Source organism: Citrobacter sp. CtB7.12 (assembly GCF_001297795.1).
GTDB classification, from domain to species: Bacteria; Pseudomonadota; Gammaproteobacteria; order Enterobacterales; family Enterobacteriaceae; genus Citrobacter_A; species Citrobacter_A amalonaticus.
In genome coordinates this window covers 17,635-31,685 of record NZ_LIFT01000008.1, presented here as the reverse complement: position 1 = coordinate 31,685, position 14,051 = coordinate 17,635, and the positions used below count along the sequence as shown (strand labels likewise).

Here is a 14,051-nt window from a genome sequence, read left to right as displayed (position 1 = left end):
CGGTGGTCAGATTTTTTATTATCTGGAGCGTATTTAGTTTTAAAAACAGTGCGGGTTGGCTGTATGACGCGAAGCGTAATTTTTCTCAGGGAACACTGATTCTGTTGCGAAAAATGGTGCGTTATCTACCGCTGCCCGCATTACTGACCGTGGCGAAAGGACTCTGCGCGCTGCGGTTGCTGGGGCGCTCTTATCGCTTACGCAATGCGGTGGCAAACGAAAACACCCGCTGCCTGATCGGGCAAACCGGCCGGGTGAACGCGGCCTGGATCGCGGTGCGTCGCCGCCTGCTGGAAGAGGCCGCAACATGGGGACAAAACCCGGCGCTACTCCAGCAGATCCGTGCCTGTGCGGCAGAACTTGATGCCGTAGTCGCACCGCTGCATCAGCAGAACATTCCTTACATTCTGGCGCCGTTACATACGGTGTCGGACGTGCTGGCGGCGATGGTCGGTGCCTGCGTCACGCCGGGTAAAGCCTGCGTGGTGGTCTCTTCCAGCGCCGAACTCTACAACGCGCAGGCCCGTGCCCTGGGCGGTATCGACCTCTCCTATTGCTCCATCCATCAGCAGAACAAAACGCTGGCCGGCAGCCTGATGGAGCTCATCACCGATGTCGCTACCGGACGGCAGAACATGATTATTTTTCCCGATATCTCGCCGGACTACACCCTACAGGCCGAAGGGGCGCTGGCGGCGAAACTGCCGTGTCGTTTATTCGGCCGCAGCGCGAAGTTACACAATGGCGTGGTGCGCCTTTCCGGAGTGATTACGGCGCAGGTGGTGTTTTATCACCTCAGCTACCACAACGGTCTGCACATTCATATTCGTCCGCCGGTGAGCAGTCAGAATGTCGCCCGCGAACTGCCTGACATTATTGAATCCACGCTGCGCGAATATCCGCAGGAGTGGCTCCTTTGGCACAGCCATTCTCTCTTCTTTATTAATCACTGATGATAAAAATGACGACCACGATCCCGAATCTGATCTTTCAGGAAGAGACCAACGAGTGCGGCCTGGCGTGCGTGGCAATGCTGGCACAGACGCAGGGGCAGCCTGTTTCGCTGGCAACATTGCGCGAGTGGTTTCCGGCCTCTGACCACGGAACCTCACTGGATACGCTGATGAGCATTCTGGCGCGGCTGGGTATTGCGACGACGCCGGTTCTGTTTGAGCACGATGAGCTGAGCGACCTGCCGCTGCCGGCCATTTTGCATTATGGTGCAAGTCACTATGTCCTGCTGGCCTGGCGCAAAGGCAACCACGTGTGCGTGATGAACCCGGCGATTGGTGAGCAGTGGTTACCGTTTGCCGCGCTTAAGCAGGAGATCAGCGGCTATGCCCTGATTGTCGAACCTGAGCAGGCCGTTGCCGCAGACCCTGATTTGCCGTTGTCGACAACCGCGCAGAGCGCGCCGCGGGCGATGAGCATGCAGGAAACTGCGGCGGTGCCGGGGATCTATCGGCTGATGCTGCTGACCTTCCTCGTCTCGCTGACGCTATTTCTGATGCCGACGATGGTGAGCAACGCCATCAACCAGGCCTTCTCCAGCGTGGCCAGCAGCGACTTTCCCTACGGCTGGTTTATCCTGGCGTTTGTCGCCTCCTCACTGATGGCGCTGGGCGTGCGGGTGATTAGCGAACGCTTTATCAAACGCTTTGTGCTGATTCACAGCGGTGTGGGGTTTTCCCGCCTGCTCCACAACCCACTGCGTTTTTTCGAAAAACGGGCGCCGGGGGAGATCTTCAGCCGCTTCACGGCCTGGCAGATTGGCCTGTTGCAAAAGATTGAGCTGGATAATGGCCTGCGCTCCGACTGGGTGATCTGTACGATCGCGCTGGCGATCATGTTCTGGATTGCGCCCGTGCTGGCGGCGATCTCCGCCGTCGGCGTCACGGTAATGGGGATCATCAGCGTCTGGGCGGTGATCCGAGACCGCTGGTTCACCCAGCAATTGCAGCTGAAAAGCGCCACCCTGAATGATTTTTTCATGGAGACTATTCAGGGCATTTTGACCGTCAAAACCGCCGGACTGGAAGGGCAGCGCCAGGGACAATTCGCCGGTTTCAGTCGCGATCTGTTTTCGTGTCTGCAACGCCAGAAGGTCTATCAGCAGGTGAAAGAGGGGCTGTATCAGCTCACCGGAAGCCTGGAGATGGTGGTGTTTATGCTGGTGGTTCTGCCGATGGTGCACAGCAAACTGATCTCGCTGGGCGATTTTTTTGCCTATAGCTTCCTGCGGCAAATATTCACCTCCTACGTCACGCGGATCTTCTACGCCATCATTCAGAAATCGCAATTGAACGTGATCGACACCCGCGCCCATGCGCTGTTTGCGCCACGAGACGAGGCGAAGCCCGCTTCGTTTGCGATGCAACTTCCCACCGATACCGCGCCGGATCTGACGTTTGCGTCGTTGTGCTATGGCTACGATCCCGCCAGGCCGGTGCTGTCGTCGGTTTCGCTGTCGCTACGCGCGGGCGATCAGATTGCAATTGTCGGTGAATCTGGTGCGGGTAAGAGCACTTTACTCCGTCTGATTGCCGGCCTGTTTTCTCCGCAGGCGGGGGGCTGTTATGCCGCAGACACGGCACTCCCTTCGCAACAACTGGCGCAGTTTGTCTGCCTGCAAAGTCAGGAGGATATTCTGTTTAACGCCTCGGTTCGCGAAAACATTACGTTGTTCGACGCGCACTACCGCGAACGCGACCGTGGGCAGATTGAGGCATTGCTGGAATCCCTCGCGCTGGGTGAGGTGGTACGCGGATTACCGGGCGGTATCGACGCCCTGATCCGCGAAAGCCATGCGGCGCTGTCGCTCGGCCAGCGTCAGCGGTTATTGCTGGCGCGCGCGCTGTACAGTTCGCGTCCGGTGTTGTTGCTTGACGAACCGACCGCCAATCTTGACGACGACACCGCGGCCATTGTCATGGAGACGATTCACGCTCATTGCCAGAAAGCCGGTAAGTCACTGATTGTGGTCACCCACAGCGACGCGATTCTGTCGCGGTTCCAGCGGGTTTATCAACTGAACGACGGCACGCTCAGCCCGCTGGAGGTCAACGTATGACGCCGAAATCGCGTTGGCTGCTGATCGGCGGTGCAGTAGCGCTGGCCGTTGCGATCGGTGTCACCTGGGCGTCGCTGGCTTCGACCTCGCCGCAGGAGAGTTTACCGCTGGAGACCATTGGCACGGGCGATATCGAAAAGGTGGTGCTGGTGACGGGGGTTCTGAAACCGGCGGTGCAGGTTAACGTTGGTGCGCAGGTCAACGGACAATTGCGCAAGCTGTATGTGCGCCAGGGCGAGAAGGTGCAAAAAGGACAACTGCTGGCGGAAATTGACCCCACGTTGCAGGAGTCGGATCTCAACAACACGCGCGCGCAACTGGCCAGCGCTAAAGCGCAAAAGCTGTCGGCGCAGGCGACGCTGTTACGTTATCGCCAGGAACTGAACCGCCAGCGCATGATGCTGCGTGACGGCTCTGCCGTGCGCAGTGAATACGAGCAGGCGAAGGCGCAATACGATGCGCAGGTGCAGCAAATTGACGTGAGCGATGCGCAGATTGTGCAGGCGGAGATGGCGGTGAAAACGGCGCAGGCCAATCTCAGCTATACCCGCATTGTGGCGCCCATCGACGGCGAAGTGCTGGGTATCGTCACCCGGGAAGGGCAGACCATCGTCTCCTCGCAAACGGCGCCGACCATTCTGGTGCTGGCGAACCTCGACACCATGCAGGTGCAAACGCGTATCTCCGAAGCCGACGTGCAAAAAATCCGTCCCGGTCAGCCGCTGCGCTTTTATGTCATCGCCAATCCGGATAAACGCTACGTCAGTACGATGGGCTTCGTGCAGCCTGCGCCGCAGGAAGCGCTGGAAGCGCCCGGCGAGAACGGCATGGGCGGTAATCAACAGGCGATGGCGGTGTACTACACCGGTACCTTTGAAGTGCCTAACGCTGAGCGCGAGCTCAAAACGTCAATGACGGCGCAGGTCTTTATTCAGATTGCCGAAGCAAAAAACGTATTGCGCGTGCCGGTCGCGGCGCTCGGGCAGGCGCTGGATACCGAGCGTTACACCATCACGACCGTTGAAAACGGGAAAACGCGCACCCGCACCATCCGCATTGGGATAAATGACCGGCAATACGCCGAAGTGCTGGAGGGATTGCAGGTCGGCGATCGCGTGGTGCTGGCGCAGGACACGGTGCGAGGATAGCGGATGGAACCGATTATCGTCTTACGCCAGGTTTGCCGGACATTCCGCGCGGGAAGCGAGACGCTTGCGGTGCTGAGCGACATTTCACTGACCCTCCACAGCGGTGAGATGGTGGCGATTGTGGGCGCTTCGGGTTCGGGGAAGTCCACGCTGATGAACATCATCGGTTGCCTGGACAAACCTTCTTCCGGCGAGGTGTTGATCAACGGAACGCCGGTACATGATGCCGACAGCCTGCACCTGGCCGATCTGCGCAGTCGTTATCTGGGGTTTATATTTCAGCGCTATCACCTGATGCCGTATCTGACGGCGGAAGAGAACATCGCCATTCCCGCGCTGTACACAGCGATGTCAGCGCAAGAGCGCAATGCACGCACCCAGCGTCTTGCACGTCAGCTTGGCCTGGAAAACCGACTCCAGCACCGCCCCGCCCAGCTTTCGGGGGGGCAACAGCAGCGCGTGAGCATCTGCCGGGCGCTGATCAACGGTGCGCATATCATCCTCGCGGATGAGCCCACCGGCGCACTCGATAGCGTCAGCGGCAAGGCGCTAATGGACGTGCTGCATCAGCTGCATGCGGCTGGGCACACGGTCATCATCGTCACCCACGACCGCGACGTTGCCCGGCAGGCGCAGCGAATGATTGAGATCAGCGACGGGCGAATTATTCGCGACGTTCAGCACGCCGCCGTTCGTCGGCCGATTACGCTGCCGGAGCAGGATAACGGACGCGCCTCGCTGGGCCGCCGTCTTCATGAAGCGGTCCGCATGGCCTGGCGTTCGCTGCTCGGACACCGGATGCGCGCGTTTCTCTCCATGTTGGGGATCATCATCGGCATTGCGTCGGTGGTGTCTTCGATGGCGGTAGGCGAAGGCGCACGGCAGGCGATCATGAGCGAGATTGGCAAACTGGGAAGTACCACGCTGGAGATCCATCCCGGCACAGGGTGGGGCAGCAAGCGCCCGGATATGGAGCGCGCATTGTCGATGGACGATGTGCGCAGTTTACAGGCGTTGCCGTGGATCATGGGCGTCTCGCCGGTGGTCAGCAGCACAACGCTCGCGGTTCGCAAAGGGCTCGACTCCTCCATGATGCTCTCCGGCGTGTCACAGGACTTTTTTGCCCTGCAAGGGCTGCGCTTTGTGCAGGGAAATGGCTTTACCGCACGCGACGTCGCGGAAGGCGAACCGCTGTTGATTCTCGATGAGACCGGGCGCGATACGCTGTTTCCCGGTGGCGAAAATCCGCTTGACGAGATAGTCCAGATTGGCGGCGCGCCGTGGCGGGTGATCGGCGTGGCGACACGACCCGGCCCGAAAGTGGTGGGCGGGTTTATGACCGCCTGGGTTCCGCATACGTCATTACAGCAGCGACTCACCGGCGAAAAGCCGCTGGAATCGTTGATTCTGCGTTTTCAACCGCGGCTGGAACCGCATGAGGCGGCGCTGCGGGCGGAACGTCATCTGCTGCGGGAACATGGCCGGAAGGACTTTTTTATCCAGACCGACGATCAGCTGGCGAATGCGTTGCAAAAGACCTCTGACTCGATGTCGTTGTTGATTACCGCCATTGCGGCGATCTCCCTGCTGGTGGGCGGCGTCGGAGTGATGAACATCATGCTGGTGTCGGTGACAGAGCGGACGCATGAAATCGGCATCCGCTTGTCGGTGGGGGCGCGTCCCTCGGACATCATGAACCAGTTTCTGATTGAGGCCGTGATGATCTGCGCCCTCGGCGGCCTGTTGGGCGTGTTCGGTTCGTGGGTGGCGGGGCATCTTTTCGCCCTTGCGACCGATGCGTTCTCAATGGTGTTCACTGCGTTTCCGGTGCTGATGGCCTGTGGGTTTTCTGCCCTGATCGGCCTGACGTTTGGCTATTTTCCGGCGCGCAGGGCGGCTCGCCTCAACCCAACCGAGGCGCTGGCTCGCGAATGAAAAGACTGCTTGTGTTGCTCGCACTTTTATTGCTCGCGGGTTGTGGCTCACTGACCCGCAGCGACTACCAGCGTCCGCTGTTGTCTTTGCCCACCCAATGGGGGCCTGCTACCGACACGGTGTCGGAATACGGCTGGCAACGTTTTGGCGATCCCCGACTGTCGCGGGTGATTGAACAGGTGCTGGAAAGCAATAACGATCTCGCGGCGGCGGCCATCACCGTGCAACAGGCGCGTGTGGCGGCAGGGTTAACTGACACCAATATGACCCCCGATGTGGCGGTCAGCGGTTCTGCCAGTAACAGCAAAAACACACGCCGGGGAACATCCGCGCAGGAAAACTACAGCAGCGGCATCACCATCGGCTGGGAACTGGATCTGTGGGGAAAACTGGCGCGGGCCCGTGAGCAAAGCGAGTGGGAAGCGGTGGCGAGCGAGCAGGATTATCATGCGACGGTACTCACCACGATGGGCACCACCGCCCAGTTGTACTGGCGTATCGCACTGTATAACCAGCAGATTCGCAATCAGCGTGACGGTCTGGCGATTTCGCAACAGACCGTGCAGCAGGTGACGTCATGGTTTAACGCCGGGAAGGTCGGCCAGCTCGATGTGTTGCAGGCGCAGCAGGCCCTGCTGGAACGAGAGAATCAGTGGCGAACGCTGGTTCAGCAACGTCAGAATACGCGCAATGCGCTGGCGCTGTTGCTCAACAGACCGGCAGAACAGCATGCCGATGAAGCGCCCGCGCTGGATGCAAACCAGCAGGTGCCGATTGCGCAAAAAACACCGCTACGGGTGATTGCGCAACGGCCGGACATTCAGGCTGCGGAGTCGCGTCTGCGCGCGGCTCTTGCGGGTTACGACGCCTCAAGGCTGCAGTTTTATCCCGCACTTTCGCTTGATGCCTCACTGAATACCGGCAGTCAGATCTTCAGCCAATGGTTCAGCGATCCGATCCGCACGATTGGCGGCACGCTGGCGCTGCCGTTTATCCAGTGGAACACCCAACAACTCACCGTGAAGCAAGCGGATCTTGCGGTTAAACAGGCGGCAATCGCCTTTCGCTCGACGGCCTACGCCGCGCTCGCCGAAGTGGATGAGGCGATGGAAAACCGCCTGAGTGCTGATGAACAGCGCGCACGACTTCACCAGTCGCTGATCCTCAGTCAGCGGCGTTTAACCCTGACGGAAAGCCGCTATCGCGCGGGCGCCGTGGATTTTCAGACGTTGTTGAACGCGCAGGACGATCTGTTGACGTTAGAGAACGCCCTCGCACAAACCCAATACGACTACCTCTACGCCACGTTGCAGCTCTGGCTGGCGCAAGGGGGTGGCGAAACGCAATACAGGATGATGCAACATGAAGCCGAATAATGAATTTAAGCGGGTCGTCGTTACCGGGTATGGCGCCGTGACCCCACTTGGCGCGACGGCTGATGAGAGCTGGCAGGCGATGATGGATAACCGTCTGGGCTATCGCTACGTCGATAAAACGGCGCAGAATATCAACACCCATTTTCTCGGGCTGGTGGATAACGAGCCGAGCCTGGCAGGTGTTCCTGCAGTGATTCGTCGTCGGCTGCCACGCTTTGCCCGGCTGACCGTTGGCGCGGCACGTCAGGCTATGACGATGGCCTTTGGCGTCAGGCCGCCGCAGGAATACTACTGCACGCTCGACTGCGGCGTGATCATGGGAACCGGCTGGGGAGGACTGGACGAAAGCTACGACGCACAAAGTGAGTTTGCGGCCGCGGGCGTCGCTTCACCGTTTAACTGTTTTTACTCGATGCCCAGCGTCACCACCGCAGCATGCAGCCAGTTCTGGGGACTCAATGGTTACCAGAATACGGTGGTTGCCGCCTGCGCGACGGGGACGATCGCTATTGGCGACGCTTACGAGGTGATCCGCAGCGGCAGGGCAAAGATGATGCTGGCCGGCGCCGGAGAATCTCTCACCAGCCACTGCGCGGTGTGGAACATTGACGTGCTGGGCGCACTGAGTAAGGAGGCGTCGGATCCGCAGCGCGCCAGCTGTCCGTTCAGCGCCCATCGTAGCGGTTTTGTGTTATCGGAAGGGGCGGCGGTGCTGTGTCTGGAAGAGCGCGAAGGGGCACTGGCACGCGGCGCGACGATCCTCGGCGAGATTACCGGCTACGCCAACTTCTCTGACGCCTGGGATTTCACCTCGCCGGCGGAAGACTGTCTTGCCCGCGTGCAAACCATCACCCATGCGCTGCAACAGGCGGAGCTGGAACCGGAGCAACTCGACTACATCAACGCGCACGGTACCTCGACGCCGCTGAACGATATCAATGAAACGCAGTCGCTAAAAATGGCGCTGGGGGACGCGGTGTGGTCCATTCCGGTTTCCAGTACGAAATCGTACTCCGGGCACTTAATTTCCGCGGCGGGCACCTTCGAGAGCATTGTCTGTCTGCAAGCTATCGCCAACGGCATCATTCCCGCGACGGCCAATTTCCAGCAAGCGGATGAATGCTGCGATCTGGATTATGTGGTTGAGGGCCATCGTGCGGGCAATGTCCGTCGCACGCTAAACCTGAGCTTCGGCTTTGGTGGCGCGAATGCGGCGTTGATTCTGGAGAAGCACGTATGATGCCGCTTCATTATGGTCAACAGGATGCCCGGCGCTGGGCCGCGTTTTCGGGCGATTACAACCCGGTACACTTTGACGAGGCGTGGGTGAAAGCGCGGGGCGGAAGCGGACTCAGCGTACATGGCATGCGCGCCTTGCTGGACGTAAAGCGGTTTATCAGTCCGCCGGTCGACGACGCCCCGTTTCTGAAATGTACCGTGCGTCTGCGTCGACCGCTGTGGCGGGATACCGCCTATCGACTGACGCGCGATGCGACTAAGCGGGTTGCGGCGTCGGTGCGGGAGTTTTCTGCCGAAGAGACCTGCCTTTCTTGCCAGATCACGCCGGAGAACCACCTGTCACTCGTCGATGGCGAAAGCCAACGGGTTCTGGATTCGTCGGCGCTGGCCGCGCTGCACCGGACGTTTCTGCCGCTGTTGCCCGACGCTCAGCAATGGCATTTTCTCGACGCCCTGTTGTTTCGTCATCTTCTCCAGGATACCGCGCTGTTACGCCAGCAGGCGATTGCCGACATACTGCCGACGTGTCGGACGCTGGATGCGCTGTTTTCTCACTTTCCTGTTGTACAGACCCATCAGGAAGTCATTTTTGACAGTCATCTGCTGGCCCCCTGGCGAGCAGAGTCGCTACCGGAACATCTAGAGATCGACACCTTGCCGGCCCTGGTGGTTGGCGACCTTGCGAATGGCGCGGTGGTGGTGCGAATCGCCGCGCGAACCTGTTATCAACATCACTACATTAGCAATGCCGTAACGCTTAAAGTCGGCGCGCTGACAAAAGGAAAATCAAATGAGCCAGCATGAAATGATCTACGACAAAATCAGTGAAATGATCTGTGACGCCAAAGACCTGGCGCCGGAGGCGCTGACACCAGAGACGACGCTGCCTGAACTGGAGCTGGACAGCCTCGACTACGTTGAACTGATGGTACTGGCGAAGCGTGAATTTAACGTCACGCTCAACCCTGAAATGTTTATGAAAAATCCAACCATGACGCTTCGCGAACTCAGCCAGCGTATTGCGCAGGAAATGGCAGGTTGATATGGCAAAGAAATGGATGCTCATCACCGGCGGCAGTCGGGGAATCGGCCAGGCGCTGGTGAGTCACCTGTTGCCTGAATGGAACATTGTCTTTACCGGTCGCAACGAGGCCGGGATCGCCCGCACGCTGGACATCGCGCAAAGCCAGAGTACGTCGACCTGGGTGAAGGGCATTCGCTGCGACGGCAGCGATGAAGCCAGCGTCGAGCAGTTAGCCATGTTTCTGCTCGAGGCGCATGGCGCGCCTGCCGCTATCATCCATAACGCCGGTATGACCAATGACGCGCTGCACATCCATCAGAACGCGCGAGACTGGCAGGAGGTGCTGGGAAACAATCTGGTCGCGGTGGTGAACTGGAATCGCATCCTGCTGCCCGCCATGATGACCCAGGGCAGTGGCTCGATTGTGTTTATGTCATCCGTGACGGCCATAAAAGGCAACAGCGGACAGACGGCCTATGCCGCCAGCAAGGCGGCGATGATTGGCCTGACGCATTCGCTGGCGCGAGAAGTGGGGCGTTTTGGCATTCGGGTGAATTGTCTGGCTCCGGGGTTGATTGAAGGTGAGATGGTTCAGGCTATTCCGGAAGCCCGATTGAAAACCATGCGGCAGAATATTCCTCTGCGTCGCCTCGGACGCACGCAGGACGTCGCCCGCGCGGTTGCGTTTCTGACCGGGGAAGGGAGTAGCTATCTTACCGGTCAGACGCTGGTGCTGGATGGTGGTTTGTCCGCCTGATAAGCAAGAACCGCGAGAATAGCATCTCGCGGTTCAGGTCAGGCCTAGCTGGTTAATTCTCTGGACCAGGGCGCGTCGCTCTTTGACCGACTCCTGAAAAATTTGCAGTAAAACCTCGCTATTTTGCCGCACAATGTCCGCCAGTTCAGGGGCGATTTCTGCAGTTTCCCCGACGCGTACTTTAAATTCCGATGACAGCGTGACGCCCTGCAGCAACGACGCCAGCCAGATGCTGGCCTTCAGAATCCTCACTTCAAGAGGATGGGTGGCTTGTGCAACCCCTGTCTTTTGAATTTGACACCAGCGGGCAATATCCCGAATGGCTTCAATTGGATAGAGTTCACCCCAGATAGCATTATCTTCCCCGGTATGTGCCGGAGCGGCGCACAGCGCCAGAGACGTCAGATTATGCAACAAGCCACCTATTTCGATTTTCAGGCACTGGACCGGGGGGATTCCCATTTCTCGAGCCAGGTAACCGGAGATACGGCCGACAACCAGGGAGTGCTGGACGCCGTTCTGGCTGAACCCATCAATAATAAACGCCAGCATGTTGGCGATATCGCGAAAGTTATGCAAAGAGATGGAGTCGTTATGGATGCGGGGGATGTCCTGGATATAATCGTCGAACTCTGTGGATTTAATTTTTAACCAGAAGTGTTCGCAATTTGCTACTTTTCTGAAAGCATTGATAAATTCGGGGTTATATAAAATATGTTCGCCGCCAACAATGATATTAATAATTTCCTCTTTTGCCGATAATATATCGCTAGCACGGTAAAGGGCGATTAAAACATCCAGACGATCCGCCAGATAAACGACATGGCTCTCTCTGGGCACTTTTTCACCGTTAACGTAGTCGCCTTTTCCATTGTCCCAGTGGGTGTGGTGATAGCGAACAATCGAACTTAACGGATTCAGTAAAGGAACGCTCGCCAGTAATTCAGCACCGACGGCCGCATGGTTATTGAGTTCATTATCGTAATAGCTGAGGGGTTGAAGGCGCGATTCCTCGTTCAGTCCTCCAATATCATGAAGCAGGGCCGCCAGCAGCGTTTTCCTGCACTGTGCAGGTGTGAATCGCGATTCCCTGGCCAGGTGCCAGGCGATGAATGCCGTTCTGACATGATGCAGGTTAAGCCTGGGGTTAATCATGTCTATTATTTTTGAGATGCAAGCCAGTGATTCTATTAATTTTATATTCATATAATGAGACATTTAACTTTCGCTGTGCTTCGTTAAAGAAAACCACGCTAATTAATCTCGTTTGCAACCATATTGCGGGAATACGTGGTTACCAAATAGTATGACATTATTATTGACTTTTTTTAGGAAAATTATTTTGTCGTCAGGGCCTTTGCCAAACAACAAACTATTAGCAATCTCATCATCAACATTATCAGTATTATCATGTATGGTTTTGACACTCATTATCTTATACAGATGCGCATTGGCATTGTATGTTTCATATTTCATTTTGAGCGTGCGCGAGATTAAATACTTTTTTTCATTATGTGTGAGCAGTCCGTCAATATTGATAAGAAGTTGATCATCCGTCATGTGGACAAAAATTAGCCCTTCGGCGCGAATGTTGTCGCTGTTGATACTCTGGATAACAGAAAACTGTGACTCGCATGAGAAAACCGGGGGCCGGGTAAAACAGTAAACCGCGCCGATCAATAACAGGCCGACACCGATCAAAAGAAAAATGGCTTGTTTAGGCATTATTTTTTTCTCTGTAATAAAAACTCATGCAGCTGTCTTTATCACATTTAATGAGTAACAATTGCACAATATCACCCAGGTCTCCTTGTACCTGTTGCTTGTAAACGTACAACTCCTTTTGCTCTGAGCAATCGAATGGTTGTGGGACAAAATCAAAGCTCTTTGTCACCTCTCGTAATGAGAGTGAGGAGGGCATAAAAATGACGCACTGACCCTCAACCAGTTTTTGTATATCGGTGTCGGCTCTGAATGAACCTGGATTTATTATGAGCAGAAGGAAGGCAATTGCCAGAGCGATAATGCGGGTAAAGCGCTTAAGACAGCGTTTCTGTGGTTCAACTGGCGGAGCCTCCGGCTCCTTTTCTTCAAGGAATGGCGTTCGATACTCACGATCGTTATTGATAATGGCATCTTCCGCTATTTTGAAACCAATACGAGGAACCGTGACAATGATTTCTTTTGCGATACCCAGATCGCTCAGGTTTCTGCGCAATGTGGAGATATATTGATTTAGATTACTATTTGACGCTCTGGCGCCATATTTATCAAAAACAGACTGAAAGATTTCATTTCTCGAAAGGATATCGCCTTGATGATTGAGCAATTCAGCCAACAAGCGTGTAGAGGTTTGGGATAATTCAACGCAATCCCCAGTCAACAGGTTAACGAGAGACGCATCCTCTGTGTCAAAAGTGATAAATCCCTCAATGTCGAACCTCATGTTCATCTCCACCCTAGACCCTGCTTTCCTCTAACATACAGTCTTCTCTCAATAAAACGACATGAATATTAGATAAAAATCCTGTATTTGCGTTCATTTCAAGCTAATGTTGCTGGTTGAATCAGGTGAACGCATACTGCTAACACCTTCAAAATCCAGGAGTCTGCAATGAAACTCTCGCTGCGTTCATATAACCCGGGTACAGCACATCCAGGCTACAACGTACCTCATGACAATCTGCAGATGTTAGCGGCGGAAATGGGAATAAGTGACCTGCCGATGATCAGGGGGCCGGAACAATTTTTTATTCTCAATCTATTAAAAGATCACAGTACTCAGGGCCTGTCGACCAGAGAACTTGCCGATCTGTGTGGCATTTCAATTTATAAAGTCAGACACTTACTTCTTCCGCTGGAGAAATATGGCCAGGTTATAAGAAATAAAATGCAAAAGCACCATCAGTGGTTTTTGTCAAAGGACTCTACAGATATTGATTGGCATTCTAACAAGGGGTATTTTCATTTGCAACAATGAGTGAAAAGTCAATTAGATAGCCCTGATAATATGAAAAATACTGGTTATAATCTCGCGAACCATTAGGAAAAATCCCAATAAAATATTAATGTTCGCATGCTGTCACTATTGCCTTTTGTCCATTTTGTTTATACTTGTGCAGAGTGGACGCTTGATCCGTATTTACCAGTAAGTACAAGCGTAGCACTAAGCACTTTTTAAGCCGCATTACATTTTTGAGTGGTTTGCTTATCAGTTGCCCTTGAAATCTGGTTTCAATGGGCAACTATTTCTCGTTAATGATCTTTATATCCTGCCAGAGATTATTGCATCTGACTCTACTGGTATCCGGCCTGTGTCCTGATGAGTTTGTACACACTAGCGATCATGGTTAGCATTTTTTTTCACGAGGAACCGCGCATACCGTTGTAGATATATTCTCTTTTGTTTTTTTTTGTTCTGTCCTGAAATAAAACGGAAGGTGACAATCACCTCTGTATTAACCATGAGATTGGTTGCTTAGGTGAGACCGTTCGGTAGCTG

General features: G+C 55.4%; 13 protein-coding genes. 10 read left to right on the top strand and 3 right to left on the bottom strand.

Annotation, left to right across the window (positions count from 1 at the left end; translation table 11 throughout):
* Positions 1-2 precede the first annotated feature (2 nt).
* The 9 genes from AOY24_RS12030 to AOY24_RS11990 are packed head-to-tail and all read left to right on the top strand — an operon-like array spanning position 3 to position 10,549.
* The gene (locus tag AOY24_RS12030) at positions 3-953 is read left to right on the top strand and encodes an ABC transporter (RefSeq protein WP_054176699.1); all 951 of its coding nucleotides are present in this window, start codon (positions 3-5) and stop codon (positions 951-953) included.
* A gap of 8 nt (positions 954-961) precedes the next feature.
* On the top strand, positions 962-3,070 hold the full coding sequence (locus AOY24_RS12025) for a peptidase domain-containing ABC transporter (RefSeq protein ID WP_054176698.1): 2,109 nt from the start codon (positions 962-964) through the stop codon (positions 3,068-3,070).
* On the top strand, positions 3,067-4,218 hold the full coding sequence (locus AOY24_RS12020) for an efflux RND transporter periplasmic adaptor subunit (protein ID WP_052443905.1): 1,152 nt from the start codon (positions 3,067-3,069) through the stop codon (positions 4,216-4,218). Before AOY24_RS12025 ends, AOY24_RS12020 begins: the two co-directional genes overlap by 4 nt.
* 3 nt (positions 4,219-4,221) lie before the next feature.
* The gene (locus AOY24_RS12015; protein WP_054176697.1) at positions 4,222-6,153 is read left to right on the top strand and encodes an ATP-binding cassette domain-containing protein; all 1,932 of its coding nucleotides are present in this window, start codon (positions 4,222-4,224) and stop codon (positions 6,151-6,153) included.
* Positions 6,150-7,529: a TolC family protein gene (locus AOY24_RS12010; RefSeq protein WP_054176696.1), complete on the top strand. Its 1,380-nt coding sequence runs from the start codon at positions 6,150-6,152 to the stop codon at positions 7,527-7,529. The genes AOY24_RS12015 and AOY24_RS12010 overlap by 4 nt, the downstream gene beginning before the upstream one ends.
* Entirely contained in the window at positions 7,516-8,769 is a 1,254-nt protein-coding gene (locus AOY24_RS12005; protein WP_044257281.1) for a beta-ketoacyl synthase, read from the top strand. The genes AOY24_RS12010 and AOY24_RS12005 overlap by 14 nt, the downstream gene beginning before the upstream one ends.
* The gene (locus AOY24_RS12000) at positions 8,766-9,572 is read left to right on the top strand and encodes a MaoC/PaaZ C-terminal domain-containing protein (protein ID WP_054176695.1); all 807 of its coding nucleotides are present in this window, start codon (positions 8,766-8,768) and stop codon (positions 9,570-9,572) included. Before AOY24_RS12005 ends, AOY24_RS12000 begins: the two co-directional genes overlap by 4 nt.
* Positions 9,559-9,810, top strand: coding sequence for an acyl carrier protein (locus tag AOY24_RS11995; protein WP_044268444.1), 252 nt, complete (start codon positions 9,559-9,561; stop codon positions 9,808-9,810). The genes AOY24_RS12000 and AOY24_RS11995 overlap by 14 nt, the downstream gene beginning before the upstream one ends.
* 1 nt (position 9,811) lies before the next feature.
* Positions 9,812-10,549, top strand: coding sequence for an SDR family NAD(P)-dependent oxidoreductase (locus tag AOY24_RS11990; protein ID WP_054176694.1), 738 nt, complete (start codon positions 9,812-9,814; stop codon positions 10,547-10,549).
* 33 nt (positions 10,550-10,582) lie between these two features.
* Here AOY24_RS11990 and AOY24_RS11985 read toward each other — a convergent pair whose 3' ends face one another.
* The 3 genes from AOY24_RS11985 to AOY24_RS11975 are packed head-to-tail and all read right to left on the bottom strand — an operon-like array spanning position 10,583 to position 12,995.
* Positions 10,583-11,767, bottom strand: coding sequence for an HD-GYP domain-containing protein (locus AOY24_RS11985; RefSeq protein WP_229745345.1), 1,185 nt, complete (start codon positions 11,765-11,767; stop codon positions 10,583-10,585).
* 39 nt (positions 11,768-11,806) lie between these two features.
* Positions 11,807-12,274, bottom strand: coding sequence for a FidL-like protein (locus tag AOY24_RS11980; protein WP_044257272.1), 468 nt, complete (start codon positions 12,272-12,274; stop codon positions 11,807-11,809).
* Complete coding sequence (locus AOY24_RS11975; protein WP_044268438.1) at positions 12,267-12,995, bottom strand: winged helix-turn-helix domain-containing protein; 729 nt, start codon at positions 12,993-12,995, stop codon at positions 12,267-12,269. Before AOY24_RS11975 ends, AOY24_RS11980 begins: the two co-directional genes overlap by 8 nt.
* Positions 12,996-13,163: 168 nt before the next feature.
* Between AOY24_RS11975 and AOY24_RS11970 the strand changes: the two genes are divergently transcribed.
* Complete coding sequence (locus AOY24_RS11970; protein WP_044257268.1) at positions 13,164-13,529, top strand: FaeA/PapI family transcriptional regulator; 366 nt, start codon at positions 13,164-13,166, stop codon at positions 13,527-13,529.
* The last annotated feature ends 522 nt before the right edge of the window (positions 13,530-14,051 follow it).

Excerpts from the sequence above, each read along its gene's own strand:
- AOY24_RS12015 (WP_054176697.1), top strand. The coding sequence starts at position 4,222 with ATGGAACCGATTATCGTCTTACGCCAGGTTTGCCGGACATTCCGCGCG.
- AOY24_RS11995 (WP_044268444.1), top strand. The coding sequence starts at position 9,559 with ATGAGCCAGCATGAAATGATCTACGACAAAATCAGTGAAATGATCTGT.
- AOY24_RS12025 (WP_054176698.1), top strand. The coding sequence starts at position 962 with ATGACGACCACGATCCCGAATCTGATCTTTCAGGAAGAGACCAACGAG.
- AOY24_RS11970 (WP_044257268.1), top strand. The coding sequence starts at position 13,164 with ATGAAACTCTCGCTGCGTTCATATAACCCGGGTACAGCACATCCAGGC.
- AOY24_RS11975 (WP_044268438.1), bottom strand. The coding sequence starts at position 12,995 with ATGAGGTTCGACATTGAGGGATTTATCACTTTTGACACAGAGGATGCG.
- AOY24_RS11980 (WP_044257272.1), bottom strand. The coding sequence starts at position 12,274 with ATGCCTAAACAAGCCATTTTTCTTTTGATCGGTGTCGGCCTGTTATTG.
- AOY24_RS12005 (WP_044257281.1), top strand. The coding sequence starts at position 7,516 with ATGAAGCCGAATAATGAATTTAAGCGGGTCGTCGTTACCGGGTATGGC.
- AOY24_RS11990 (WP_054176694.1), top strand. The coding sequence starts at position 9,812 with ATGGCAAAGAAATGGATGCTCATCACCGGCGGCAGTCGGGGAATCGGC.
- AOY24_RS12010 (WP_054176696.1), top strand. The coding sequence starts at position 6,150 with ATGAAAAGACTGCTTGTGTTGCTCGCACTTTTATTGCTCGCGGGTTGT.
- AOY24_RS12020 (WP_052443905.1), top strand. The coding sequence starts at position 3,067 with ATGACGCCGAAATCGCGTTGGCTGCTGATCGGCGGTGCAGTAGCGCTG.
- AOY24_RS11985 (WP_229745345.1), bottom strand. The coding sequence starts at position 11,767 with ATGTCTCATTATATGAATATAAAATTAATAGAATCACTGGCTTGCATC.
- AOY24_RS12000 (WP_054176695.1), top strand. The coding sequence starts at position 8,766 with ATGATGCCGCTTCATTATGGTCAACAGGATGCCCGGCGCTGGGCCGCG.